Annotated in this window: 26 protein-coding genes; 8 read left to right on the forward strand and 18 right to left on the reverse strand. The window is 67.0% G+C overall.

Annotated elements, in window-relative coordinates:
* Nucleotides 1-19 precede the first annotated feature (19 nt).
* Nucleotides 20-1,426, forward strand: coding sequence for a Si-specific NAD(P)(+) transhydrogenase (gene sthA / locus A5707_RS20830; protein WP_156658245.1), 1,407 nt, complete (start codon nucleotides 20-22; stop codon nucleotides 1,424-1,426).
* Nucleotides 1,427-1,444: 18 nt separating this feature from the next.
* Here sthA and A5707_RS20835 read toward each other — a convergent pair whose 3' ends face one another.
* Entirely contained in the window at nucleotides 1,445-2,233 is a 789-nt protein-coding gene (locus A5707_RS20835) for a trypsin-like serine peptidase (protein ID WP_065016407.1), read from the reverse strand.
* 206 nt (nucleotides 2,234-2,439) lie between these two features.
* Between A5707_RS20835 and A5707_RS20840 the strand changes: the two genes are divergently transcribed.
* The 3 genes from A5707_RS20840 (at nucleotide 2,440) to A5707_RS20850 (ending at nucleotide 5,264) form a co-directional block, all read left to right on the forward strand.
* Nucleotides 2,440-3,417 carry a proteasome assembly chaperone family protein gene (locus A5707_RS20840; protein ID WP_065016325.1) on the forward strand — a complete coding sequence of 326 codons (978 nt, stop codon included), beginning with the start codon at nucleotides 2,440-2,442 and terminating at the stop codon, nucleotides 3,415-3,417.
* A gap of 107 nt (nucleotides 3,418-3,524) precedes the next feature.
* The gene (locus A5707_RS20845) at nucleotides 3,525-4,544 is read left to right on the forward strand and encodes an alpha/beta fold hydrolase (protein ID WP_065016408.1); all 1,020 of its coding nucleotides are present in this window, start codon (nucleotides 3,525-3,527) and stop codon (nucleotides 4,542-4,544) included.
* Nucleotides 4,545-4,577: 33 nt separating this feature from the next.
* On the forward strand, nucleotides 4,578-5,264 hold the full coding sequence (locus A5707_RS20850; RefSeq protein WP_065016326.1) for a PhzF family phenazine biosynthesis protein: 687 nt from the start codon (nucleotides 4,578-4,580) through the stop codon (nucleotides 5,262-5,264).
* Here A5707_RS20850 and A5707_RS20855 read toward each other — a convergent pair.
* The 3 genes from A5707_RS20855 to A5707_RS20865 form a co-directional block, all read right to left on the reverse strand.
* Nucleotides 5,261-5,746, reverse strand: coding sequence for a peroxynitrite isomerase (locus A5707_RS20855; RefSeq protein ID WP_065016327.1), 486 nt, complete (start codon nucleotides 5,744-5,746; stop codon nucleotides 5,261-5,263). The two genes, A5707_RS20850 and A5707_RS20855, sit on opposite strands and share 4 nt — an antisense overlap.
* A gap of 42 nt (nucleotides 5,747-5,788) precedes the next feature.
* Nucleotides 5,789-6,253 carry a transcriptional regulator NrdR gene (gene nrdR / locus A5707_RS20860; RefSeq protein WP_065016409.1) on the reverse strand — a complete coding sequence of 155 codons (465 nt, stop codon included), beginning with the start codon at nucleotides 6,251-6,253 and terminating at the stop codon, nucleotides 5,789-5,791.
* 162 nt (nucleotides 6,254-6,415) lie between these two features.
* Nucleotides 6,416-6,871: a LysM peptidoglycan-binding domain-containing protein gene (locus tag A5707_RS20865; RefSeq protein ID WP_065016328.1), complete on the reverse strand. Its 456-nt coding sequence runs from the start codon at nucleotides 6,869-6,871 to the stop codon at nucleotides 6,416-6,418.
* 198 nt (nucleotides 6,872-7,069) lie between these two features.
* Here A5707_RS20865 and lexA point away from each other — a divergent pair, with 198 nt between their 5' ends.
* Nucleotides 7,070-7,735: a transcriptional repressor LexA gene (gene lexA, locus A5707_RS20870; RefSeq protein WP_065016329.1), complete on the forward strand. Its 666-nt coding sequence runs from the start codon at nucleotides 7,070-7,072 to the stop codon at nucleotides 7,733-7,735.
* Nucleotides 7,736-7,742: 7 nt separating this feature from the next.
* Here lexA and A5707_RS20875 read toward each other — a convergent pair whose 3' ends face one another.
* Nucleotides 7,743-9,701 carry an LGFP repeat-containing protein gene (locus tag A5707_RS20875; RefSeq protein WP_065016410.1) on the reverse strand — a complete coding sequence of 653 codons (1,959 nt, stop codon included), beginning with the start codon at nucleotides 9,699-9,701 and terminating at the stop codon, nucleotides 7,743-7,745.
* A gap of 210 nt (nucleotides 9,702-9,911) precedes the next feature.
* Between A5707_RS20875 and A5707_RS20880 the strand changes: the two genes are divergently transcribed.
* Nucleotides 9,912-11,099 (forward strand): TerC/Alx family metal homeostasis membrane protein, encoded by a 1,188-nt coding sequence (locus A5707_RS20880; protein WP_065016330.1) that lies wholly within the window; start codon nucleotides 9,912-9,914, stop codon nucleotides 11,097-11,099.
* Here the strand turns inward: A5707_RS20880 and A5707_RS20885 are convergent.
* On the reverse strand, nucleotides 11,096-12,256 hold the full coding sequence (locus A5707_RS20885; RefSeq protein WP_065016331.1) for an acyl-CoA dehydrogenase family protein: 1,161 nt from the start codon (nucleotides 12,254-12,256) through the stop codon (nucleotides 11,096-11,098). The genes A5707_RS20880 and A5707_RS20885 overlap by 4 nt on opposite strands.
* A gap of 86 nt (nucleotides 12,257-12,342) precedes the next feature.
* Between A5707_RS20885 and A5707_RS20890 the strand changes: the two genes are divergently transcribed.
* Nucleotides 12,343-12,855, forward strand: a complete 513-nt coding sequence (locus A5707_RS20890; protein WP_331713169.1) for a hypothetical protein — start codon at nucleotides 12,343-12,345, stop codon at nucleotides 12,853-12,855.
* Between the two features lie 7 nt (nucleotides 12,856-12,862).
* Here A5707_RS20890 and A5707_RS20895 read toward each other — a convergent pair whose 3' ends face one another.
* The 8 genes from A5707_RS20895 to A5707_RS20930 all read right to left on the reverse strand — a co-directional run bounded on the left by A5707_RS20895 (nucleotide 12,863) and on the right by A5707_RS20930 (nucleotide 19,957).
* Complete coding sequence (locus tag A5707_RS20895; protein ID WP_065016333.1) at nucleotides 12,863-14,200, reverse strand: DEAD/DEAH box helicase; 1,338 nt, start codon at nucleotides 14,198-14,200, stop codon at nucleotides 12,863-12,865.
* Nucleotides 14,201-14,449: 249 nt separating this feature from the next.
* The gene (gene hflX, locus A5707_RS20900; protein WP_065016334.1) at nucleotides 14,450-15,856 is read right to left on the reverse strand and encodes a GTPase HflX; all 1,407 of its coding nucleotides are present in this window, start codon (nucleotides 15,854-15,856) and stop codon (nucleotides 14,450-14,452) included.
* A 46-nt stretch (nucleotides 15,857-15,902) separates the two neighbouring features.
* Entirely contained in the window at nucleotides 15,903-16,775 is an 873-nt protein-coding gene (gene dapF, locus A5707_RS20905; protein ID WP_065016335.1) for a diaminopimelate epimerase, read from the reverse strand.
* A 32-nt stretch (nucleotides 16,776-16,807) separates the two neighbouring features.
* Nucleotides 16,808-17,065, reverse strand: coding sequence for a Txe/YoeB family addiction module toxin (locus tag A5707_RS20910; RefSeq protein WP_065016336.1), 258 nt, complete (start codon nucleotides 17,063-17,065; stop codon nucleotides 16,808-16,810).
* Nucleotides 17,062-17,337 carry a type II toxin-antitoxin system Phd/YefM family antitoxin gene (locus A5707_RS20915; RefSeq protein ID WP_065016411.1) on the reverse strand — a complete coding sequence of 92 codons (276 nt, stop codon included), beginning with the start codon at nucleotides 17,335-17,337 and terminating at the stop codon, nucleotides 17,062-17,064. The genes A5707_RS20910 and A5707_RS20915 overlap by 4 nt, the downstream gene beginning before the upstream one ends.
* A gap of 66 nt (nucleotides 17,338-17,403) precedes the next feature.
* Nucleotides 17,404-18,312, reverse strand: a complete 909-nt coding sequence (gene miaA, locus A5707_RS20920; protein WP_065016337.1) for a tRNA (adenosine(37)-N6)-dimethylallyltransferase MiaA — start codon at nucleotides 18,310-18,312, stop codon at nucleotides 17,404-17,406.
* Nucleotides 18,309-18,995, reverse strand: coding sequence for a hypothetical protein (locus A5707_RS20925; protein ID WP_065016338.1), 687 nt, complete (start codon nucleotides 18,993-18,995; stop codon nucleotides 18,309-18,311). Before A5707_RS20925 ends, miaA begins: the two co-directional genes overlap by 4 nt.
* A gap of 50 nt (nucleotides 18,996-19,045) precedes the next feature.
* Complete coding sequence (locus tag A5707_RS20930) at nucleotides 19,046-19,957, reverse strand: DMT family transporter (RefSeq protein WP_065016339.1); 912 nt, start codon at nucleotides 19,955-19,957, stop codon at nucleotides 19,046-19,048.
* Nucleotides 19,958-20,405: 448 nt separating this feature from the next.
* Here A5707_RS20930 and A5707_RS20940 point away from each other — a divergent pair, with 448 nt between their 5' ends.
* Entirely contained in the window at nucleotides 20,406-21,719 is a 1,314-nt protein-coding gene (locus A5707_RS20940; protein ID WP_419866461.1) for a DUF349 domain-containing protein, read from the forward strand.
* A gap of 23 nt (nucleotides 21,720-21,742) precedes the next feature.
* On the opposite strand, the gene A5707_RS20945 is transcribed toward A5707_RS20940, so the two are convergent.
* The 4 genes from A5707_RS20945 to recA form a co-directional block, all read right to left on the reverse strand.
* The gene (locus tag A5707_RS20945) at nucleotides 21,743-22,327 is read right to left on the reverse strand and encodes a hypothetical protein (protein WP_065016341.1); all 585 of its coding nucleotides are present in this window, start codon (nucleotides 22,325-22,327) and stop codon (nucleotides 21,743-21,745) included.
* Complete coding sequence (gene miaB / locus A5707_RS20950) at nucleotides 22,315-23,808, reverse strand: tRNA (N6-isopentenyl adenosine(37)-C2)-methylthiotransferase MiaB (RefSeq protein WP_065016342.1); 1,494 nt, start codon at nucleotides 23,806-23,808, stop codon at nucleotides 22,315-22,317. Before miaB ends, A5707_RS20945 begins: the two co-directional genes overlap by 13 nt.
* A 67-nt stretch (nucleotides 23,809-23,875) precedes the next feature.
* On the reverse strand, nucleotides 23,876-24,400 hold the full coding sequence (gene recX / locus A5707_RS20955; protein WP_065016343.1) for a recombination regulator RecX: 525 nt from the start codon (nucleotides 24,398-24,400) through the stop codon (nucleotides 23,876-23,878).
* A complete protein-coding gene (gene recA, locus A5707_RS20960) occupies nucleotides 24,366-25,406 on the reverse strand; it encodes a recombinase RecA (protein WP_065016344.1) in 1,041 nt (346 codons plus the stop codon). The genes recX and recA overlap by 35 nt, the downstream gene beginning before the upstream one ends.
* Between the last annotated feature and the right edge of the window lie 145 nt (nucleotides 25,407-25,551).

Here is a 25,551-nt window from a genome sequence, read left to right on the forward strand (position 1 = left end):
CTATGGCATGGTGAATTCGATGCGGGAGTACGACATCGTCGTCATCGGTTCAGGACCGGGTGGGCAGAAGGCGGCGATCGCGGCGGCCAAACTGGGCAAGTCGGTGGCCATTGTCGAGCGCGGCCGGATGCTGGGTGGTGTCTGCGTCAACACCGGGACGATTCCGTCGAAAACCTTGCGGGAAGCGGTGGTCTATCTCACCGGCATGAACCAGCGCGAGCTGTACGGCGCGAGCTACCGGGTCAAGGACAAAATCACCCCCGCCGACTTGTTGGCGCGGACCCAGCACGTGATCGGTAAGCAGATCGATGTGGTGCGCTCGCAGTTGATTCGCAACCGGATCGACCTGATTGTCGGGCACGGCCGTTTCCTCGACCCGCACACCGTCATGGTGGAGGACGCGTCCCGGGGCGAACGAATCACGCTCTCCGGCGATTTCGTCGTCATCGCTACCGGCACCACGCCGGCGCGCCCGAGCGGGGTCGAGTTCGACGAGGAGCGGGTGCTCGACTCCGACGGCATCCTCGATCTCAAGTCGCTGCCCGCGTCGATGGTGGTCGTCGGCGCCGGGGTGATCGGCATCGAGTACGCATCGATGTTCGCCGCGCTAGGCACCAAGGTGACGGTCGTGGAAAAGCGCGATTCCATGCTCGACTTCTGCGATCCCGAAATCGTCGAGGCGCTGAAATTCCATCTGCGCGACCTTGCCGTGACGTTCCGGTTCGGCGAGGAGGTCACCGCGGTGGACGTCGGAGCTGCCGGCACCATCACCACCTTGGCCAGCGGCAAGCAGATCCCCGCCGAGACGGTGATGTACTCCGCCGGGCGGCAGGGTCAGACCGAGGACCTCGACTTGGCGAACGCCGGCCTCGAAACCGACCACCGCGGAAGGATTTTCGTCGACGACCAGTTCTGCACCAAGGTCGATCACATCTATGCCGTCGGAGACGTGATCGGCTTCCCGGCGCTGGCGGCGACGTCGATGGATCAGGGGCGGCTGGCGGCCTACCACGCCTTCGGCGAGCCAACCGACGGCATGACCGAGCTGCAGCCCATCGGCATCTATTCGATTCCGGAGGTCTCCTACGTCGGCGCCACCGAGGTGGAGCTGACCAAGGACGCGATCCCCTACGAGGTGGGGGTAGCCCGCTATCGGGAGCTGGCTCGCGGACAAATCGCCGGCGATTCCTACGGCATGCTCAAGCTGCTCGTCTCGACCGCCGACCTGACGCTGCTGGGCGTGCACATCTTCGGCAGCAACGCCACCGAGATGGTCCACATCGGGCAGGCGGTGATGGGCTGTGGAGGCACCGTCGACTATCTGGTCGACGCGGTGTTCAATTATCCGACGTTCTCCGAGGCATACAAGGTCGCCGCCCTGGATGTGCGCAACAAGGTGCGTGCGCTCAACCAGTTCCGCAGCTGAGCCTCAGCGCCCAGCCCGCTAACACTCGGTGGTCAGCGCCGGCGGGGCGGCGTCGCCCGGGCCGCCGGCCTCGGCCCGCGCCAACAATGCGGCGGTGTGCTCGTCAAACGGTGCGGAATACGACACGTTTTCCTCACAGCCGCCGCCGTCAAGGCCGCCGACCACTCCCCTCACCGTCGATCCGGTGATCCAGGGCGCGCCGCTGGTACCGTCGACCAGCCCCGCGCACGGCACAGCCGGATAGCCGCCGTGCGCGGTCTGGCTCTTGGCGCGGCAGCCGATCGGCGTGCCGCCCACCCCGGCCGGATAGGCGACAACCGTGATCGCCGTGCCTGGCTCCGGCGCGGTGCCCAGCGTCAGCGCCGAACCGGCCTGCGCCTCGATCGATGCGCCGTCGCCACGACTGACTCGCGCGATCGCATAATCCGCGTGCGGGTCCTTGTCCGTCGTCCACCGCGGATCGAGATAGACGGTGTCCAGCGTCCACGTGTCCGGGGGCGCCGCGGCTCCGGAAAACCCCGGTACGAAGGTCACCTGCGTACCGTCGGACAGACAATGTGCGGCCGTCAGCACCAGGTCGCCTCCGGCTGAATGCAGGACCGCGCCGGTACAGGTGTGCAGATCGCCGGCACCGAAGAACAGCGCGCCCACCCGAGGATCCGGGTCCACCGGTGCGGCCACCACCCACGATGCGGGATCAGCGAGGTGCTGTTGGGTTGTGCTGGCAGGAGGCGACGGATCTGGCTGCCGACCGCAGCCCGTCACGACCAGGATCGCCAGAGCTGCCACCGCCACAACAGTGCGCATCATCGTTGACGATGATGCCCCCGTTCACCCGGCCGCGAAACAGCTATTCCGAATGGGTACCCGTGGAATGCGGGCTTGTGCCGCCGCGTTTCGAACATACAGGCGGGCTAACCGAGGAGTGGGGTCTGTGAGACCTGGCCGGTCCGCCTGAGAGACACTATTTGACACGGTGCGCTATTCGGCGCCGTGGCGAGGAGGCAACATCGATGACCGACAACCAGCCTGCGGACCACGGGCAGCACTATCAGCCCGAGCAGAACGGAATGTACGAGCTCGAGTTCCCGGCCCCGCAGTTGTCGTCCGCAGACGGCCGCGGTCCGGTGCTGGTCCACGCCCTGGAAGGGTTTTCCGACGCCGGTCACGCCATCCGGCTGGCCGCAACGCACCTGAAGAACGCCCTCGACACCGAATTGGTGGCGTCGTTTGCCATCGATGAGCTGCTGGATTACCGGTCACGCCGGCCGCTGATGACGTTCAAGACCGATCACTTCACCCATTACGACGATCCGGAGTTGACCCTCTACGCGCTGCACGACAGCGTCGGCACACCATTTCTGCTGCTGGCCGGGATGGAACCGGATCTCAAGTGGGAGCGATTCATCAGTGCCGTGCGACTGTTGGCCGAGCGCCTCGGAGTCCGGCAGACCATCGGGCTGGGCACCATCCCGATGGCGGTGCCGCACACCCGGCCCGTGACGATGACCGCGCATTCGAACAATCGCGAGTTGATCGCCGATTTCACGCCGTGGATCTCCGAGGTACAGGTACCGGGCAGTGCCTCGAACCTGCTGGAATACCGGATGGCTCAGCACGGCCACGAGGTCGTCGGCTTCACCGTGCACGTCCCGCACTATCTGGCGCAGACCGACTACCCGGCCGCCGCCCAGGCGCTGCTGGAGCAGGTGGCCAAGACCGGGTCGCTGCAACTGCCGCTGACCGCGCTGGCCGAAGCGGCGGCCGACATCGCGGCCAAGATCGACGAACAAGTCGAAGCCAGCAGCGACGTGGCCCAGGTCGTAGCGGCACTTGAGCGCCAGTACGATACGTTCGTCGCCGCCCAAGAGAACCGGTCACTGCTGACGCGTGATGAAGATCTGCCCAGCGGTGACGAACTCGGCGCGGAGTTCGAACGATTCCTGGCCCAGCAGGCCGAGAAGAAGTTCGACGACGACGACAGGACCTGAGCCCGAACGCTCCGGCACGGACGCAGAGCAAGCGAGGTAGCGGACACCCGCCCACTCGCGGGGGGAGAGGAGCGCTTGTGACCGCCGACAACGAGGTTGGCGATGTCATCGGTCGACGGCCAACGCTGCGCCCGGTGCGCGAGGCGGCGCCTTCGTTGCAGTTTCGCACCATCCACGGCTATCGACGCGCCTACCGGATCGCGGGTTCGGGCCCGGCGATTCTGCTGATTCACGGCATCGGCGACAACTCCACGACCTGGGAGACCGTGCACGCCCACCTAGCGCAGCGGTTCACCGTCGTCGCAGTAGACCTGCTGGGCCATGGTCAGTCCGACAAGCCGCGCGCCGACTACTCGGCGGCGGCCTACGCCAATGGTCTGCGCGATCTGCTTTCGGTACTCGACATCGACCGGGTTACCGTGGTCGGTCATTCGCTTGGCGGCGGGGTGGCGATGCAGTTCGCCTACCAGTTTCCGCAACTCGTCGAGCGGCTGATCCTCGTCGGCGCCGGCGGTGTCACCAAGGACGTCAACCTCGTGTTCCGGTTGGCCTCGCTGCCGTTGGGCGGCGAAGCGCTGGCCTTGCTGCGGTTGCCGTTGGTGCTTCCGGCTGTGCAGTTCGCCGGACGCGCGGCGGGCATGGTGTTCGGGTCGACGAGACTGGGCCACGACCTGCCGAATGTGTTGCGGATCCTGGCCGATTTGCCGGAGCCGACGGCCTCCTCGGCATTTACCCGAACCTTGCGGGCCGTGGTGGACTGGCGTGGTCAGATGGTCACCATGCTGGACCGCTGCTACTTGATGGAATCGATTCCGGTGCAGATCATTTGGGGCACCGAAGATGTCGTGGTACCGGTCAGCCATGCCCGGATGGCGCATGCGGCGATGCCCGGTTCCAGACTCGAGATCTTCGAGCACTCCGGGCACTTTCCGTTCCACGACGACCCCGACCGCTTCATCAGCGTCGTCGAGCATTTCATCGACACCACCGAGCCCGCCGAATACGACCCCGACGCACTGCGTGAGCTGCTGCGTACCGGCAGCGGCGAACCGACCGTGTCGGGGCCGCACGACACCCGCGTTGCCGTCTTGAGCGCCATGGGTTCCGACGAACGCAGCGCCACCTGACGCCTTGCGACGACGACGTCGTACAGTCACCCCATGAGCATCGACGTGACGGTGTTGCGGGTCTTCACAGACTCGACGGGCAATTTCGGGAACCCACTCGGCATTGTCGATTCGGCTAGCGTCCCGGTCGCCGAACGGCAGCGGCTGACAAGCCAATTGGGCTACAGCGAAACGATATTCGTCGACATGCCCCAGGCCGGCTCGACCACAGCGCACGCCCGCATCTACACGCCGATGACCGAACTGGCCTTCGCCGGCCACCCGGCCGTCGGACTGTCGTGGTGGCTACGCGAACAGGGCATACCGCTGCGCACCCTGCAGTTGCCGGCCGGGATCGTGCAGGTGAGTTATGACAACGACGTCACCGCGATCAGCGCCCGCTCGGAGTGGGCTCCGGAGTTGGCGATCCACGATCTCGACTCGGTCGATGAGCTCGCTGGCGCCAACCCCGCCGACTTTCCCGACGACATCCAGCATTACCTGTGGGCCTGGACCGACGAGTCGACGGGGTCGCTGCGTTCCAGGATGTTCGCGCCGGGCCTGGGCGTGCCCGAAGACGAGGCGACGGGCTCGGCTGCGGTCCGCATCACCGACTACCTCAGCCGCGACCTGACTATCACCCAAGGCAAGGGCTCGGTGATCCAGACCAGCTGGAACCCGGAAGGCTGGGTTCGGGTGGCCGGCCACGTCGTCAACGAGGGCGTCACCCGCTTTGTCTAACCTTGCCGGTGCAGGACGGCGGCAAGGTGATTTTGCAGCGGCTGGCCGACCGCTCCCATCTGCAGCGAATACGTCAGTTCGTTGCCGTCGATGCGGAAGCGGCGGCCAAGCGCAGTCACCTCTTTGGCGCTGGGTGTCAGGCCGATCGTCGAGGCGGTCAAGTCGATTTCGATGACGTCGCCGTCGACCGTGTAGGTACCGACCTCGATTTCGGTGATCCCGCTGGGATGGGCGAGGACGAGTTCGAGCCGGCCCGGTTGCGGCACCCGCAAATAGCCCGTCTCGGCGTGCAGCGGCTTGCCGTCGGTGGCCGCTTTCGTCTTTTGCCCGTACGCCAAGAACGGCTTGCCGACATGGGTGAACACGACTTCCTCGAGGTAGTCGAACGGCTCGATCGTCGGGTACTTGCCCGATCCGCGGCCGGCCCAGGTGCCCAGCAGCGGTGCGAGTGCTTCGACATCAGGGTGCAGGTCAGCCGGCATGCGGCCAGCCTACGTCGGTCGACGGGGGCCACTCCCGGCGGCTCAACGGGGAGTTGATATCTCGCGGTGCGCGCGCAGCGCCTCGATCTCGCGCTCGAAATCATCGGCCGAGGAAAACGACCGGTACACCGAGGCGAATCGCAGGTAGGCCACCTCGTCGAGGTCGCGCAGCGGCCCGAGGATCGCCAACCCGACCTCGTGGCTCGCGACTTCCGGAGATCCGTTGGCCCGGACGGTGTCTTCCACTTGCTGGGCCAGCAGATTCAACGCGTCGTCGTCGACCTGACGGCCCTGACATGCCCGCCGTACGCCGCTGATGACTTTCTCGCGGCTGAACGGCTCGGTGACACCGCTGCGCTTGACCACGGCCAGTACCGCGGTCTCGACGGTGGTGAACCGCCGACCGCACTCGGGGCATGATCTGCGACGCCGAATCGCCTGGCCTTCATCGGTTTCCCGGGAGTCGACCACCCTTGAATCGGGGTGACGACAGAACGGACAGTGCATGGCCGCTCCTTCGCCGCGCTGATAGCCGGGTATCTCAGAACCTTCTGAGCGTACCTGCGCGCCTCCCCGCAGGCCCAGCGCCGGCCCGATCGGCACCCACCGCCAGCCGCGCGCAGCGGCGACCGTTGGCCCGCCGTGGTTTTCGCCGTCCACGGCCGACGGTCAGCCGACCGGCGCGATCAATGTCTGACCGGCGGCCAGCGTCGCAGTGTCCAGCCCGTTGAGTTCCCGGATTTGGGCGGCGACCTGACCGCTCGGGGCGTCCGGCGCGACCCGGCCGGCCAAGTGCTGCAACGTCTCCCCCGGTTCGACGCGCACCACCGCCAGCTGGTCGGGCATGTCCGCGGAGGTGTTCTGCACGGCCTCGCCGAACTGTGCCACCAAGCCCAGCCACACGGTGATCACCCCGGCCAGCAGGGCCAGCGCCACCGTCGTCGCCGGCGTTATGGGGCGTGGCCGGTGCGGCGCCGTCGACATCAGCACGCCGGTGCCCCGGTAGCGCGGCGGCGCGACGGGCGGCCTCGACGGCCGCGGCCGGCCCTGCTGCCCGACCGGGCGGACCCGCACCGGTCGACTGCGACGCGGCGTACCGGGCCGGGTCGTCTCGATGACTGTCATGGGAACCCCTTCCGTCGCAGGTGATCGATCGCTTGTTCGAACTATAATCGATAACACGTTCGAATTCCGAACATGTGATCGATTCGTTGCATACCCAGCAGCACGATAAAGCGGGGGTCCGACAAGGCCGGGGCGCTTCGACGACACGCCTCGAACACATGTTTGAGTTTCGGTTGGATCGCGGCTACATTCGGACCTATGAGCGACAGCAGCGAGAGCCGGGGCAGCCTGACAGAGCGGCAGCGCACGATCTTGGACGTCATCCGCGCATCGGTCACCAGCCGCGGATATCCCCCCAGCATCCGGGAAATCGGTGATGCCGTCGGTCTGACGTCGACGTCGTCGGTGGCTCACCAACTGCGCACCCTGGAGCGCAAAGGCTACTTGCGCCGCGACCCCAACCGGCCGCGCGCCGTGGACGTCCGTGGCGCCGACGACGCGAGCGGACCCACCGTGCTCACCGATGTGTCGGGCTCGGATGCTCTGCCGGAACCGACCTTCGTTCCCGTGCTGGGGCGCATCGCTGCCGGCGGCCCGATCCTTGCCGAGGAAGCCGTCGAGGACGTCTTCCCGCTGCCGCGTGAATTGGTCGGCGAGGGCGCGCTTTTCCTGCTCAAGGTGGTCGGCGACTCAATGGTCGACGCCGCGATCTGCGACGGCGACTGGGTGGTGGTGCGTCAGCAGAACGTGGCCGACAACGGCGACATCGTCGCCGCGATGATCGACGGCGAGGCCACCGTCAAGACGTTCAAACGCACCGGCGGTCAGGTCTGGCTGATGCCGCACAACCCGGCGTTCGACCCCATCCCGGGAAACGACGCCGCCGTACTGGGCAAGGTCGTCACAGTCATTCGCAAAATCTGAGACGCGCTCACATCGCCTTGGTGAAGCCGTTGGCTTGGGCGACTTCCTCGGTGGTGAACCAGATTTCGGCGAACGCGTCGTCATACAGTGCGCTATCGGGTGTGTAGTACAGGCCGAAACTGACATTGCCCTTGACGGGATAACCGTCGGGCGCTTCGTGGGCGTCCTGCAACGGGAGGTGAATTGCGGGCTGGTCGGCAGCAACCGGCGCCATGGGCTCAGGTTCAGCCTCGGCCTCGGCGGCACTGTCCGTCGCCGCGTGCCGCCCGCCACTGATTTCACTTTCGGTGGGAATTCGCGTCGGCGCGGTGTCCACCGCGTCAGGGTCCTCAGCCTCGGCAGCGGTCTCGAACTCGGAAGGTGCTGCGCCACTAGATGTTTCCTCGCGCGGCAGCGGCTCGTCGAATCCTGCGCCGCCCGGCGGCATCCAGCCGGTATCCGACGAACTGGCGGGGGCCGCTGCCGGTGCCGCCTCGGCATAGCCGCCAGTGAACGCTGACGAGCCCGAATCGCTGTCGCCGTCGGCTGCCCAGCGCACCCGGGATTTCGGCTCGCCGTCATAGCCGGCGTCCATGTCGTGATCGGGCTCGTAAACCGGGGCTTCGCGGCGGGCCATCCGGCGCCGACTCCACCACGGCGCGGCCACGGCGACCAGCCCGATCAACAGCAGGACGGGGATGATGACCAACAGCCACCAGGAGTGCCAGGCCCGCTTCGCGCCGGTGTCGGCAGGCTGCGCCGATCCGGCCGGCTGGTTCTGGCCCGGTATTTGCAGTCCCGACAACGCGGACGCCAACTGGGACGGTTCGGTGCTGAACGTGTTTTTCGCCCGGTCCCAGGCGATCTTGCCGCCGGTGAACTTCTGCGCGACGATGTCGCGGTCCACCGTCTCGTCGCCCACAGGGGCACCGAGCTGGCCGGTCGGGCCACCCAATTTGTCCCATGCGGCCTTCATCGCGCCACGCACGACGAACGCGCCGTGATCGGGAGTCCAGAAAATCACCGGGTCGCCCACGCCGGAGAACGTGCTGATGCGGCTGGCCGGCTTGATTCCCCCGTCGGCCTCATTGGCGGTGGGAAAGCCCAGGTCGCTGCCGACCGGCCCGCCTAGCGACTCGTATTTGGCCAACACCTCGCTCTCGACGGCATTCGCTCCGGTGGCCGGGCTGAAAAAGACCTTGCCGCCGGCGAAGTCCTGGCCCTGGCCGTCGTCGCCGACGGCGTACTGTCCGCCCTGTTTGGCGCCCAACGGACCGGACGCCCCGCCAGCGGCACGCCAGGCCATGTTGATGGCCGCTGTCGGATCGATCGGCACCTGCAGGCCGGTCAGCTGCTGAGCCAGCTCCGGCGGAGTGGTGGTGAACACCTTGGTCTGCCGGTTCCACGACACTTGGCCGCCGCTGAAGAGCTGGGTGGCGACCTGGCCGTCGTAGGTCTCGTCGCCGACCGGCACGCCCAGCACGCCGCCGGAGCTTCCGAGCTTGTCCCAGGCGGCGTTGATGGCGCCGCGCACCACGTGTGCGCCGTGATCGGGCGTCCAGAAGATCACCGGTTTGTCGCCGGCCGAGAATGTGCTGTTCCGGCTATCGGGCCCGGCCAGCCCCGGCACCTCATCGATCGTGGGAAAGCCCAGGTCGCTGTTCGCGGGCCCGCCGAGGGACTCGTATTTCTCCAGCACCGCGCCGTACATGGACCTGGCACCGGTGTCCGGGGTGTAGAACATCTTGCCGTTGGCGAAGTCCTGGGCGAATCCCGCGCCCACGGCATACACGTCGCCCTGCTTGGCACCCAGATCCGAATTCTCGCCGCCGGCATCCTCCCACGCCGCGGTAATCGCATCGTCGGCATCGCTCTCCGGTGAAGCCGCAGCGGTCGGGGACAACAGCGCGGCGGCGGCTGCCAACGCCACCAAAGCAAGGGCCGCGCGGGAAACCACCGCACCCACAAGCCGATGTTGCCCTTTCACCACACCTCCCCGGCGGCGCCGCCATTCGACGCCAGCGAACGAGAATTGCGAAGTCATCTTGCAGACATTACGGAACCAAATATCCGACCGATGTCTAAATCCCCCCGGAACCCGTGCGTGTCGTGGATGGACGAGTGCACACCGACCGTCGGTGCGTTACCGTGCCGGAACGGGCGGCCGAGCAACGGCCGGGGAGGAAATGCATCGGACATGGGTGTTTCCGGGCTGATTTGGGCGCTGACAGTCGTCGTACTCGCCGGCTTGACCTGGTTCGACTACTACTTCCATGTCCGCAGCACACATGTACCGACGCTGCGTGAGGCCGCCATCTGGTCGGCGATCTACACCGGTATCGCGATTGTGTTCGGTGCCGGTGTATTCATCGTCGGCGGCATCGCGCCGGGCGTGGAGTATTTCGCCTGCTACTTGAGCAACGAAGCGCTCTCGGTGGACAACCTATTCGTGTTTCTGGTGATCATCGGAAGCTTTGCCGTGCCGCGGGTGGCCCAGCAAAAGGCGGTGCTGTTCGGCATCGTGATCGCATTGGTCGCCCGTACCGGATTCATCTTTCTGGGCGCAGCGCTCATCACGATCTTCGATTGGGCGTTCTATGTGTTCGGCGTCGTCCTGCTGATCACGGCAGTCAGTTTGGTCAAGCCCTCGGAATCGGAGGGCCGTACCGCCGACACGATGGTCAGCCGGGTCGCCAAGCGGTTCTTGCGCACTTCCGACAGCTACGACGGTGACCGGTTGTTCATGATCGAAAACGGCAAGCGGGTCATGACACCCCTCCTGGTCGTGATGGTCGCCCTCGGCGGCGCGGACCTGTTGTTCGCGTTCGACTCCATCCCGGCGCTGTTCGGCCTCACCGAGAACGTGTATCTGATATTCACCGCGACCGCGCTGTCCCTGCTGGGGCTGCGCCAGCTGTACTTCCTCATCGACGGGCTGCTGGACCGGTTGATCTACCTGTCCTATGGCCTGGCCGCCATTTTGGGCTTCATCGGTGTGAAGCTGATGCTGCAGGCGCTGCACGAGAACAGCGTTCCGTTTATCCACGGCGGCAAGCCAATCCGCGTCACCGAGGTGAGCACGACAGCGTCGTTGACGGTGATCATCGTCATCCTGGTCGTCACCACCGCGGCCTCGCTACTGTCGGCGCGAGGGCGGGCCCAAAACGCCGTCGCCGGCGCCCGCCGGCATGCCACCGAATACCTCGACCGCCACTACGCCCTCGACCCCGCCGAGCGGAGGAAGGTCTTCGAGCGGCTCGTCAGCGAAGAAAATCAGATCCGGGCGCTGCCGATGAAATATCGGGCCAAGATCCGTAACGAGGGCGAACTGATGGATTTACTGCAGCGCGCCCATCACGCCCATGACGCACACACCAACGGCTAGACGCCGAGGCTGCGGCCGATGATCTCCTTCATGATCTCGGTGGTGCCGCCGTAGATGGTCTGCACCCTGGAGTCCAGATAGGCACGCGCCACAGGATATTCGCGCATGTACCCGTAACCGCCGTGCAGTTGCAGGCAGCGGTCGATCAAATTCACCTGCTTTTCAGTGGAGTACCACTTGGCCATCGCAGCCTGCTCGACCGTCAGCTTCTCCTCGAGGTGCAACCGGATGAACTCGTCGACCATGATGCGAACGGCGGTGGCTTCTGTCGCCAGTTCTGCGAGCAGGAACCGACTGTTCTGGAAGTTTCCGATCGAGCGGCCAAAAGCCTTGCGCTCCTTGGTGTATTGCACGGTCTGCTCCAACACCGCTTCCATGGCGGCGGCCGCGGTGATCGCGATCGAAATTCGTTCCTGCGGCAGATTCTGCATCAGGTAGATGAAGCCCATGCCCTCCTTGCCGAGCAGGTTCTCCGCGGGAACCTTGACGTCGGTGAACGACAGCTCGGCGGTGTCCTGCGCGTCCAAGCCGATCTTGTCGAGGTGCCGGCCGCGCTCGAAGCCCTCCATACCGCGTTCGACGACAAGCAGCGAAAAGCCTTGCGAGCCCTTGTCGGGATCGGTCTGTGCCACCACGATCACCAGATCGGAGTTGATGCCGTTGGTGATGAACGTCTTCGACCCGTTCAGCACGTAGTGGTCGTCCTGCTTGACCGCGCGGGTCTTGATGCCCTGCAGATCACTGCCGGTGCCCGGCTCGGTCATGGCGATCGCCGTGATCAATTCGCCGGTGCAGAACTTGGGCAGCCAGCGCTGCTTCTGCTCCTCGGTGGCCAGCCGCAGTAGATACGGCAACACCACATCGTTGTGCAGACCGAATCCGATCCCGCTGTAGCGGCCGGCGGTGATTTCCTCGACGATGATCGTGTTGTAGCGGAAGTCGGGGTTGCCGCCGCCGCCGTACTCCTCCGGCACCGCCATGCCCAAAAAGCCCTGCTTGCCGGCTTCCAGCCAGACCCCGCGGTCGACGATCTTGGCCTTCTCCCATTCGTCGTGGTACGGCGCGACGTGGCGATCGAGGAAGGCCCGGAAGGACTCGCGGAACAATTCGTGCTCGGGCTCGAACAACGTGCGCTGGTATTTGACGGCGCTACCCATGGATCACCTCCGGCGGATGGGAACTCTGCCGCCCAAGATATACCAACCGGGTGGTTGGTTGGACGGCCCCGGCCTACGCTCGGCCTATGGCGCCTATGGCCGAGACGATCGCGGTGCATGAACGCGGCCAGACGCTGGAATTCTCGTTCGCCGACATGCTGCGCTACGCGGGTCCGCACTCGCCCGCCGGTGTCGCCAGCGCGTTCAAGGTCATGCAGCGCGCGTTTGCCGTCTTGTGCCCGGATGCGCCGCCCCAGCGGCGATCGATCGTTATCCGCACGGCGTTTCGGGGCCCCGGTGCCCGCGACGGTTTCGAGGCGGTGACGCGCGCGGTGTCCGACAGGCGCTACACCGTCGACCGCACGCTGGCAAGACCCGATCGGGGCCGATCGTTGGAAGACTTCGTCTTCCAGGTCGGCATCAACGACACCACCGTGACCCTGCTCTTGCGCGATGGGTTTGTCACCGACGAGTTCGTCGATCTGGCCCGACAGCCGGACCGCACACCGGAGCAGGAGCACCGACTCGATGCGCTGAAAGCGCAGCTGGCGCAACGGATCATGGAAACAGCCGACGCTGACCTCTACGACATCGAATAGGCGAGGCTCACCGAGTGCTGTGTTGAGGGCGGACCGCTCTGGCGTCGCGGCGACTGCGCTGCCGGGGATGCCCGTGTTCTGCACCGCTGCGTCGTTGGTCTCGAGCCCGCCGGGATCGGCGACCCTGGCGGCCACCCGTGGGTGAAGCCGCGGTCGCCGCATCCTTGGGGGCCGGCCGCCGCAACGGTGCAACCTCGCCGGCGAGTGTCTGCACCGACGCGGAGTCGGCCGCCACTTCTTGGGGCGTAACGGTGATTCCGGCCTTGCGCAGCAGAAGTCGGGTGTCTTTGCGTTGGTCGGGCAATACGACGGTCACCACCTGGCCCGCGCTGCCGGCCCGCGCCGTGCGACCGGAGCGATGCAGGTAGGCCTTGTGTTCCGCCGGCGGATCCACGTGCACCACCAGTTCGACGCCGTCGACGTGCACCCCACGAGCCGCGATGTCGGTGGCGACCAGCACACGCGCCTCCCCCGCGGTGAACGCGGCGAGGTTACGGTCCCGTGCCGGCTGAGAGAGGTTGCCGTGCAGATCGACCGCCGGCACCCCAGATTCGGTGAGCTGCCTGGCGAGCTTGCGGGCTTGGTGTTTGGTGCGCATGAACAGAATGCGACGGCCGGTGCCCGACGCCAACCGGTGCACCAGTTCCTTTTTCGCCTCGGTTCCGGCGACGTGGAACACGTGATGGGTCATCGCCGCGGGTGGCGCGCTGACTTCATCGACGGAATGCGACACCGGGTTGCGCAGAAAGCGCCGAACCAGCTTGTCGACACCGTTGTCGAGGGTCGCGGAGAACAGCAACCGCTGACCGCCGGCCGGCGTCGCGGCCAGGATGCGGGTGACCCCTGGTAAAAAGCCCAGGTCCGCCATGTGGTCGGCCTCGTCGAGCACGCTGATTTCGACTGCATCGAGACTGATCAGACGCTGTTTCATCAAGTCTTCGAGCCGACCGGGGCAGGCCACCACGATGTCGATACCGCTGTTGAGCGCCGCTACCTGCCGGCTCTGCGCGACGCCGCCGAAGATCGGCGTGACTCTTAGCCCATAGACGGCCGCCAGCGGTTCGAGCGTCGCGCAGATCTGGCTGGCCAGTTCCCGCGTCGGCGCCAAGACCAGGCCCGACGGCCGCGACGGGCGCCGTGTGTGGTCGGCGAGCCGGGTCGCCAGCGGAATCGAAAAGGCCAACGTCTTTCCGCTGCCTGTTTTCGCTCGTCCCAGCACGTCGCGGCCTTCGAGAGTGTCGGGAAGGGTGTTGACCTGAATCGGGAAGGGCGTGGTGATGCCCAGGGCGGTGAGCGCCCCGGCAAGTGGTTCGGGCACGCCAAGGTCGGCGAAGGATGTTGTCATTGAAAGTGCCTTTCAGGCATCGGTTGTGCGGCGCGGCCGCGACGACGACGTCAAGCGGCGCTGGCGCGCAGGTGGCGAGATTGCCGGTCGGCAAAATCGATCGCCGCGAGAAGAGCTTGTGCGGGATGCACTGGTCACCTGAATCGGCATGCAGCCGATGGAGAAAGCGTTCCACGACGTCTTGGCATCATTCCTCGTGACGCCAACGTTCCCGGCAAGCATAGCGTACGAACGAAACAACCCTCGTGTTCAGGTCGTCGAAAACTCACGCACGCTGGCGGCCAAGGCCACCGGCACCCGCGCCTTGATCCGGGTGCCCTCTGCGTTGTGTTCGGCTTGCTGCACCCTGCCCTCGTCGTGTAGCCGGGCCACCAGATCGCCACGGTCGTAAGGGATTACGACGTCGACGGCCGTGTCGATCGGGGCCGCCAATTCGGCCATCCGCCGCCGCAGCGCGTCGACACCTTCGCCGCTGCGGGCGGAGACGAACATCGCTCCGGGCAGCGCGCGGCGCAGCTTGGCCAGCGCCAAATCGCCTGCGGCGTCGACCTTGTTGACCACCAGCAGTTCGGGTGCCGGACGGCCGTCATGGTCGGCGATCACCTCGGAGATCACGTGGCGCACCGCGCTGATTTGGGCCAGCGGGTTGACGTCGGAACCGTCGACCACATGGACCAGCAGATCGGCGTCGACCACCTCTTCCAGCGTCGAGCGGAACGCCTCGACCAGCTGGGTGGGCAGGTGCCGAACGAAGCCGACGGTGTCGCTGACGACATACGTCCGGCCGTCCTCGAATTCTCCACGGCGGGCGGTGGGTTCGAGGGTGGCGAACAGTGCGTCCTGCACCAACACGCCGGCGCCGGTCAGTGCGTTGAGCAGACTCGACTTGCCGGCGTTGGTGTAGCCGACGATCGCGACGGACGGAACGTCGCTGTGCAGCCGGCGACTGCGCTGGGTGTCGCGAACCTGCTTCATCGCTTTGATGTCGCGGCGCAGTTTGGACATTCGTTCGCGGATACGACGCCGGTCGGTCTCGATCTTGGTTTCACCGGGACCGCGCAGACCCACCCCGCCGCCGCTGCCGCCGGCGCGGCCACCGGCCTGCCGCGACATCGACTCACCCCAGCCGCGCAGTCGCGGCAGCATGTATTCCATTTGGGCCAGGGCTACCTGCGCCTTGCCTTCTCGGCTGGTGGCGTGTTGGGCGAAGATGTCCAGGATCAGCGCGGTGCGGTCGACGACCTTGACCTTGACGGCCTTCTCCAGGGCGGTCAGCTGCGCCGGGGACAGCTCGCCGTCGCAGATGACGGTGTCGGCGCCGGTGGCCAGCACCACCTCGCGCAGCTCTTGCGCCTTGCCCGAGCCGATGTAGGTCGAGGCGTCGGGCTTGTCGCGGCGCTGGATCATCCCGTCGAGCACCTGCGAGCCCGCCGTTTCGGCGAGCGCAGCCAGCTCGGCGAGGCTGGCTTCGGCGTCGGCGGCGCTGCCTTCGGTCCACACGCCGACCAGCACGACGCGCTCGAGGCGTAGCTGGCGATACTCGACCTCGGAGACGTCGGCGAGTTCGGTGGACAGCCCGGCGACGCGGCGCAGAGCCGAACGGTCGTCGAGCGCCAATTCGCCGGTGCTGGGAGTGAATTCGTCAGGAGATGTCATAGGCAATAACACATGGTGCACGTCGAAGCGGCGACGTGCATCCGAATTAACGCTGCGCGGCCTGCCACCATTCCTCGCTGATTTCGCCCTGGGCCACCAGAACCGAGGGCCCGCGCAGGTAGCTGGTGGCTTCGGTGATCGTGACGACGACGTCGCCGCCGGGCACCCGCACGGTCAGGGAGCCGCTGGCCGTCCCGGCGTGGGCCAGCCCGGCGACCGCGGCCGCAACGGTGCCGGTGCCGCAGGAGCGGGTTTCACCGACACCCCGCTCGTGCACCCGCATGCTGACCGCGCCGTCCGCGGGCGCGGTGAGCACTTCGATGTTGACCCCGTCCGGGAACTGCGCGTCGTCGAAGGTCACCGGCGCGGCGACATCCAGCGCCGCCAGCGTCTCGGCGGTCAGTTGCGGCTCGACGCACGCCAGATGCGGGTTGCCGACGTCGACGGCGATGCCGGCGAACCGGCGGCCTCCCACGACCGCCTCCCCCGTCCCGAGCCGGTTGGCCTTGCCCATGTCGACGGTGACGTCGGCGTGGGTGGCGTCGCACCCGTGCAGCACGACGGGCCGCGGGCCGGCCAGCGACCCGACGACGAACTCGTCGCGCGACTCCAGGCCGCTGGTCCGCAGATAGTGCGCGAACACCCGCACGCCGTTGCCGCACATCTCGGCAATGGAACCGTCGGCGTTGCGGTAGTCCATGTACCAGTCGTCGGCGCTGACTCCGTCGGGCAGGCGCTCCAGCGCTCCGGCGGCCAACACCGCGCCTGCTGTGCTCACCCGCAATACCCCGTCGGCGCCCAGCCCCCGTCGACGATCGCACAGCGCAGCCACCGCTGCAGGGCGCAGCGCCAGTTCGGCGTCAAGGTCGGGCAGCAGCACGAAATCGTTCTGCGTGCCGTGACCCTTCGAGAAGATCACCTGCTCAGGATACGTGCCGCCACGCCCTTCGATCAGTAGTGATAGCGCGCCATGAGAACCTTGACCTCGCTGTCGTCAGCTCGATACACCAGCCGATGTTCGTCATCGATGCGGCGCGACCAGTACCCCGACAACTCGCCCTTCAGCGGTTCCGGTTTGCCGATCCCGCTGAATGGATCTCGTTGAATCTCTGCTATCAGTCGGACAATCCGGCGGGCGATCTTGCGGTCGGAGGCCAGCCAGAACAGGAAGTCATCCCAGGCGCCGGAATCGAAGTGGACGCTCCTCACTCCTCGCCGCCGGCCATCTCCCGTAGCTTGTCGATCGACATGGTGGGTTCGGAATGCTCCGCCTTGTCACGGGCAACGGCTTCCATCAGCCGTTTGGCATTCTCCGGTGAACGCAGCAAGTAGACCGTTTCTTGCCATGAGTCGTAGTCGTCGGCAGACATGAGCACCCCATCGCCGGCGCGAGAGGTAATGCGCACCGGCTGGTGATCGGTGTTGACTTGTTCCAAGAGCGGGAACAGGCGCTGCCTGGCCTCGCTTGCGCTGATGCTCACGTCCATCACCTTAGCACTAGTTGTACGGAAAATCGGTACTGCAGTAGTACAGGATCATTGTACGTATCAATGCTCCTTCGACCGCCAGGCATGCACTGCCTCGTCGGCGATGCCCACCGCCGTCGCGTCCAGCCAGTGGATGCGATGGTCGCGGCGAAACCAGGATCGCTGGCGTCGGACATAACGGCGCGTGCCAACGAACGTCGGTTCCCGGGCGCCATCGCCGTTGCCGCCGGCCTCGAGGTCGGCGATCACCTGCGCATAGCCCAGTGCCCGAGACGCGGTGACGCCGTCGCGCAATCCGTCTCCGAGCAGTGCAATGACCTCCTCGACCAGGCCGGAATCAAACATCGTGTCGGTGCGCCGGGCCAGCCGCTCGTCGAGAACGCCGGTGTCGCAATCCAACCCGATGATCACGGTGTCCCAGCGGGGCGCGCCGATGCTCGGCGCCGACGCGGCGAACGGTTGCCCGGTGAGCTCGATAACCTCCAGCGCCCGCACGATACGCCGGCCGTCGGTGGGCAGAATCGACGACGCCGCCGCTGGGTCGCGGTGCGCCAGCTCGTCGTGCAGCGCCGCCACCCCCACCTCGGCGAGCCGGCGCTCCCAGGCGGCCCGAACCGCCGGGTCGGTCGCGGGGAACGACCAATCGTCGAGCAGCGATTGGATGTACAGCATCGACCCGCCCACGATGATCGGCACTGCGCCGCGGGCGGTGATCGCTTCGATGTCGGCGGCCGCGTCGCGCTGGTAGCGGGCAACCGTGGCGGTCTCGGTGACGTCGAGAACGTCGAGCTGGTGATGCGGAATGCCCCGACGCTCGGCGGCGGGAAGTTTGGCGGTGCCAATGTCCATCCCGCGGTAGAGCTGCATCGCGTCGGCGTTCACGATTTCGCCGTCGAGCCGCTCGGCGGCCTCAAGCGCCAGCTGCGACTTGCCGGTGCCGGTCGGGCCGACGACGGCCAGCGGTCTCACGGCTGCCAGATACCGGCGAAGTAGCCCACGCCGTAGGGCGCTCCGCGGTAGAGCTCTTTGGCCGACCGGGGTGCCGGCTCGGCCAGGCCGGCCAGCACCTGGAATGCCACCCGCCCCACGATGTGGTCGGGCAGGCGGGTCAGGGCGGCCACGTCGCCGCCGGCCAGCGCGTCGTCCAGGACGCGCTGCACGTCGACGTCGTCGGGGCGGTAGCCGCCGGGCGCGGCGGCAGTCAAGGTGTTGGCGCCGTCGGCAACAACGAGGACGCCGATCGGATCGTTCGCCGCTTCGACCTCGCCCCGCAATCGCCGGCCGACGGCCAGCGCGGCGTCGACGTCGAGATCGGGGCGATACACCTGCACGTCGGCGTGGGCGTCTGGCTGTGCTTGCTCCCGTACCCAGCCGGTGAACAACGCGCACAGCGGCAGCGCCACCGGGTCGCGGGCGCCATGCGGGGACAGTCGGACGGTCACCTCGGCGCCGAATCCCGCGAACGTGCCGACGCTGGATGCGTCGATGACGCCCTCGCCGCCGCCCACGCCCACGGCGATCCAGCGCGGCGGCAGCGCGGCGGCAGCGGCGATCACCGCGGCCCGCAGATCGGCCACTTCGGCGCCTGCGGCGCCGGCCAGCTCGGGAACCAGCACCGGCGCCGAGGGAACGATCGCGATGGCGCCCAACACGCCATCAAACTAACGTCCGCGCCGCGCCTGAGCCGTCGGAGGGCCTAAAGCTATGCGGGCGCCGCCGACTCGTGTGTGCGTTTCACGTCGCGGCCGGCGCCGGACGCGATGGTGGCGGCTTCGCCGCGGGCCAACGCCACCGTCGCGGTGATCACCACCGCGACGGCCGCGATCAGCACGAAGATCTCCGGCCCGTCGACCTGCAGTCGCTCCTCGAGCACCAAAACCCCCAGCGCCGACGCCACCACAGGCTTGGCCACGGTGATCGTCGGCAACGACGCGGTCAATGCGCCGGCTCGAAACGCCGACTGCTGGAAGATCATCCCGGCCAACGATGCCAAGATCCACGCGTAGAACTCGGGTGCCCGCAGCACCGGCCCGAAGCCGCCTTCGAGCAGTTCGACCACACCCTTGGTCAGCACCGCAAACAACGCCAACGACGAACCTGCCACCACTGCCAGCAGCACCGCCGCCGCCGGACCGCCCGACCAGAGCCGCGCCGCCAACACACACAGCACCAACGCCGGGCCCATCACGATGGCCACCACAATCCATGTCCCGAACGAGGCCCGTGAATGCCCGGCGGTCGGGTCGCCGACGCTGACGACCAGGGCCAGCGCGCACGCCAGCACCAGCGCCCACATCCACTCCCAGCGGGTTACCCGGTGGTGGGTGATGCGCGCGTAGATCGGTAGCGCGAACAGCAGAGCCGTCACTTGCAGGGATGTCACCAACATCACCGAGGCCAGAGCCAGCGCGCCGGCTTGCAGCGCGTAGTTGGCAACCGCACCCATGCCGCCCAACCACCACCGGACGTCGCGCAACGACATGCGGAACAACTCGAGGTGGCCGACCTGCTTGTCGGTGATCTCCTGAGCCGAACGCTGACGGATTACATCACCGAGCGCGGATGCCAGCGCCGCGCATAGTGCGAGGAAGATCGCAAGATCAGCCCTCCACATCAAAGACCTCCTTGGCCGTCGTTCGGCCCGGAAGCCGTTACATCTGCGTGCTGTTCGTTCACGGTTCGTCGCCACTCTAGTGCGGTGGACGACGCGCGAACATTAGCCGAACCCCAACGCAACGTACGGCATTACGCACCTCTCATAGCCTATGTATCTGCTATGCAAACGCGGGTCTGTCGGAGCCCGGGTTCACGACGGGCTGATCGCCGAGCACGACGACGCGGTCCGCGTTCCGGCCCGGAAGGCGGACGGCTGCCAACTGGTGCCGTGCCGCCGCGAGAAGTGGTCGCTGAGGCGGCAACGCGAAGGTGGGGGCGCGCCGCCTGGCAAGCTGCTTCAATACTGATTGGGAACCCGTGGAGCGACACGGGCAGTCTCGAGGTGGAGCAGTCGGCGCCGCAATGCGCGGCAGGTGCGCGCGACCCCGCGCGAAGGGTAGGTGACGGTGATGGCGGAAGAGTCCCGCAGCAATGAGTCCAGACCGGTTCCGCGGCCGGGTCCGCGACCTGGTCCCCGGCCGACACCGCGACCCTCGCCGATCGTCGCGCCGCCGACCAGCGACCCACACCGGTTCGGGCGAGTAGACCCGGACGGCACGGTGTGGCTGGTCAGCGCGGCCGGTGAGCGAGTCATCGGCTCCTGGCAGGCCGGCGACACCGAGGCCGCATTCGCCCATTTCGGCCGGCGCTTCGATGACCTGAGCACCGAGGTCACGCTGATGGAGGAGCGACTGGCGTCCGGCAGCGGCGACGCTCGCAAGATCAAGGCCAACGCCGCTGCGCTGGCTGAGGCGTTGCCGACAGCGAGCGTGCTCGGGGACGTCGACGCGCTGGTGGCCCGGCTGGCCGGTATCTGCGAACATGCCGAGGCCGTCGCGTCGGCGGACCGCGCCCGCCGCGAGGAACATCGCGCTGCCCAGATCGCCCGCAAGGAGGCGCTGGCCGACGAAGCCGAGGAGTTGGCCGCCAATTCGACGCATTGGAAGGCCGCCGGCGACCGGTTGCGCGGGATCCTCGAGGAATGGAAGACGATCGGCGGTCTGGACCGCAAAACCGACGACGCGTTGTGGAAGCGCTACGCGGCGGCCCGGGAAACGTTCAACCGGCGGCGCGGCACGCATTTCGCCGAACTGGACCGGGAGCGGTCGGTGGCCCGTGAAGCCAAAGAACGACTGTGCGAGCGCGCCGAAGAGCTGGCCGGATCGACGGAATGGAGCGCCACCAGCGCGGCGTTCCGCAAGCTGCTCACCGAGTGGAAGAGTGTCGGTCGCGCCGCCCGCGACGTCGACGATGCGCTGTGGCGCCGGTTCAAGGCCGCTCAGGACACGTTCTTCAAGGCCCGCAATGCGGCCACAGCCGAACGCGACGCGGAGCTGGGGGCCAATGCCACCGCCAAGGAGGCGCTGCTGGCCGAGGCCGAAAAGCTCGACACCAGCAACCTCGACGCGGCGCGGGCGGCGCTGCGGTCGATCGCCGAGAAGTGGGACGCGATCGGCAGGGTGCCGCGGGAGCGGTCGGCCGAGTTGGAGCGGCGGCTGCGCGCGGTCGAGAAGAAGGTCCGCGAGGCCGGCGAATCGGACTGGACCGACCCGCAGGCCCAAGACCGTGCCGAGCAGTTCCGGGCGCGCGCCGAGCAGTTCGAGCGTCAGGCGGAAAAGGCCGAGGCGGCGGGCCGCACCAAGGAGGCCGACGAGGCCAAGGCGAACGCCGCGCAGTGGCGGCAATGGGCCGACGCGGCCGCTGACGCGCTGAAGTCCTGAGAGCGGGCTGCAGGCACGCCCGCTTATTCGGGCGGTTTCTCGTCGTCGAGGGTTTCCAGCAGCGTCCGGGATTGCTGGCTCGCGGCGGCGCTCCGGCGCTGCTCCTCGGCCGCCAGCTGCACGATCGTGCGAGACCACACCACCCGGGCCCAGTGAAACGTCAGTGCCATCACGGTGATCCACGCGACGATCAGGCCAACGCCGGGCCCGGGGTACCCCTCGGCGACGGTTTGGCGTGACCAGACCGCGAAGAGCCCGACGGCACTGGCCACCGCCGAGCCTGCCAGCGCGATCCAGGCCAGCGTCCAGCGCCGGGTGACCAGGGCCAGCATCGAAAACCCGACGCCGAACACCAGGGCCAGCCAGCCGAACAGCCGCGACGGCAGCGCCACCGCGGCGGCCGCCGCCTCGTCGCCACCGAACAGCACGTCCCATCCGCGCACGTGGCCGGTGTGCGGCAGGATGAACGACGCCACCAGGACAACCACCAGGATCGCCACCACCAAAGCCCTTGCGCCCGGGTCGATCTCGTGGGCGATGCGCCGTTCGGCGGCCTCCAAATCGGCTCGGTAGGCTTCGAAATCCTTGTGCTCGCTCATCGGCTGCATCCTGTTGCTACCGGCGCGGACTGGCCGATGCCGGGCATGCCCAGCCCGACGCCGCCCGGACGCTGCCCGGCGGCCTGCGCGTCACCGGCACGGGTGCGGCGGTGGGTGAGGATGTCGCCGTCGGCGATCAGGTGGTGGGGTGCGGCGTCGGTGACCACCGTGGTGACGACGTCGCCGGGACGCACCTGCTGATCTCCGGGCGCAAAATGCACCAGCCGGCCATCCCGGGCGCGACCGCTCATCCGGGCGGTGCGGCTGTCTTTGCGACCTTCACCGGTGGCGACGAGCAGCTCGACGGTGCGCCCGATCTGGGCACGATTTTCCTCCAGCGAGATCTGCTCCTGCAGCTCGACGAGCCGCTCATAGCGCTCCTGCACCACGGCTTTGGGCAGCTGGCCGTCGAGCTCAGCGGCCGGGGTGCCGGGGCGTTTGGAGTACTGGAAGGTGAACGCCGCCGAGAACCGGGCCTGCCGCACCACGTCGAGCGTGGCGGTGAAGTCCTCTTCGGTTTCGCCGGGGAAGCCGACGATCAGGTCGGTGGTGATGGCCGCGTGCGGCATGGCCGCCCGAACCCGCTCGATGATGCCCAGATAGCGCTGCGCCCGGTAGGAGCGCCGCATCGAACGCAGGACCCGGTCGGAGCCGGACTGCAGCGGCATGTGCAGGGCCGGGCAGACGTTCGGGGTCTGCGCCATCGCCTCGATGACGTCGTCGGTGAACTCGGCCGGGTGCGGCGAGGTGAACCGCACCCGTTCCAGCCCGTCGATGTCTCCGCATGCGCGCAACAACTGCGCGAAGGCGCCGCGGTCGCGGGGCATGGCCGGATCAGCGAACGACACCCCGTAGGCATTGACGTTCTGGCCCAGCAGGGTGATTTCCAGCACGCCGTCGGCGACCAGCGAGCGCACCTCCGCCAAAATGTCGTGGGGGCTGCGGTCAACTTCCTTGCCGCGCAGCGACGGCACGATGCAGAACGTGCAACTGTTGTTGCACCCCACCGAGATGGAAACCCAAGCCGCATAGGCGGATTCGCGGGCCGTCGGCAGGTTGGACGGAAACTCCTGCAACGCCTCGGCGATTTCCACCTGGGCGACGCGGTTATGGCGGGCCCGGTCCAGCAACGTAGGCAGGGACCCGATGTTGTGGGTGCCGAAGACGACGTCGACCCACGGCGCCTTGCGGAGCACCGTGTCCCGGTCCTTCTGGGCCAGGCAGCCGCCGACCGCGATCTGCATATCCGGGTTGCTGCGCTTGTTCGGGGCAAGGTGGCTGAGGTTGCCGTACAGCTTGTTGTCGGCGTTTTCCCGCACCGCGCAGGTGTTGAAGACCACCACGTCGGCGTCGCTGTCCTCCGGGGCCCGCTGGTAGCCGGCCGCCTCCAGCAGGCCCGCCAACCGCTCCGAGTCGTGGACGTTCATCTGGCACCCGTAGGTGCGGACCTGATAGGTCCGCCCCGTGCGTGGTGCCAGCGTCGAAGTCACGGAGCCATGGTACGGCGACTAGCACAGGTCGCCCCATGACGGCCGCCGGACGGTGCCGATCCGCTGGCTAGACGCGTCGACGCTCTCTTTCGGCGGCCAACTCGGTAGTGACCACGTCGTAAGCCATGGTCTGGCTGTACCCGCGGCGCGCCAGCATCCCGACGAGCCTGCGGCTGACCCGGGCATCGTCGTCGAGGTTTTCCCGACGCAGCCTCGCACGCACAAGCTGTTCGGCCCTGTCCCGCTCGGCGCCGGCATCGATATCGCTGAGCACCGCGGTGATCACGTCATTGTCGACACCTTTGGTGCGCAACTCCGCCGCCAACGCCCGCTTGCCTTTTCCCGCGTTCGCCCGACGGGAGTGCACCCACTGTTCGGCGAAATCGGCGTCGTCGACCAAGCCGACAGCGGCCAGCCGGTCCAGAACCGTGGTGCTCACGTCGTCGGGGTATCCCCGCTTGGCCAGCTGACCCTCGAGTTCGGCCCGTGTGCGTGACCTCGCGGTGAGCAGGCGCAGGCACAGCGCCCGCGCCTGCTCTTCGCGGGCCGGCGCCCCGTCAGAAGTCGACGGGGGCGGGCAGGACGTCGTCATCGGTCACCACGGCGCCGATACCGAGCTTTTCCTTGATCTTCTTCTCGATCTCGGCAGCCACGTCGGTGTTCTCCAGCAGGAAATTGCGGGCATTCTCCTTGCCCTGGCCTAGTTGCTCGCCCTCATAGGTGAACCAGGAGCCGGACTTACGGATGAAGCCCTGATCCACACCCATGTCGATCAGCGAGCCTTCCCGGCTGATGCCCTTGCCGTAGAGGATGTCGAACTCCGCCTGCTTGAACGGCGGTGACACCTTGTTCTTGACGACCTTGACCCGGGTGCGGTTGCCCACCGCGTCGGTGCCGTCCTTGAGTGTCTCGATTCGTCTGACGTCCATGCGAACTGAGGCGTAGAACTTCAAAGCCTTTCCGCCCGTGGTCGTTTCGGGACTGCCGAACATCACACCGATCTTCTCCCGCAGCTGGTTGATGAAGATCGCGGTGGTGCCCGAATTGTTGAGTGCGCCAGTCATTTTCCGCAACGCCTGGCTCATCAGCCGAGCCTGCAAGCCGACGTGGCTGTCCCCCATCTCGCCTTCGATCTCCGCCCGTGGCACCAGCGCGGCCACCGAGTCGATGACCAGGATGTCCAGTGCGCCGGAGCGGATCAGCATGTCGGCGATCTCGAGTGCCTGCTCACCGGTGTCGGGCTGGGATACCAGCAGCGAATCGGTGTCCACCCCCAACTTCTTGGCGTACTCGGGGTCCAGCGCGTGCTCGGCGTCGATGAATGCCGCGATACCGCCGGCGGCCTGGGCGTTGGCCACCGCGTGCAGAGCAACGGTGGTCTTACCCGAGGACTCCGGGCCATAGATCTCGACGACGCGGCCACGCGGTAGGCCGCCGATGCCCAGCGCAACGTCCAGCGCGATCGACCCGGTCGGGATGACCGATATCGGCTGACGCACCTCGTCCCCGAGGCGCATCACCGATCCTTTGCCGTAATTCTTCTCGATCTGGGCCATCGCCAAGTCGAGGGCTTTCTCGCGGTCAGGGATTTGCGCCATGGTGCTACCTCTCGGTGTAGTCGGTGTTCGGTTGACCGGTCTTGGTCAGTTGGCCGTGACGCTAGAACAGCCCACCGACAAGTCCTCGTCGTCGAACGCTCACCACAGTAACGAACGTGTGTTCGAGAGCAAGGAGGCGCGCCGA

The organism is Mycobacterium kyorinense (genome assembly GCF_001672775.1).
Classification (GTDB): domain Bacteria; phylum Actinomycetota; class Actinomycetes; order Mycobacteriales; family Mycobacteriaceae; genus Mycobacterium; species Mycobacterium kyorinense_A.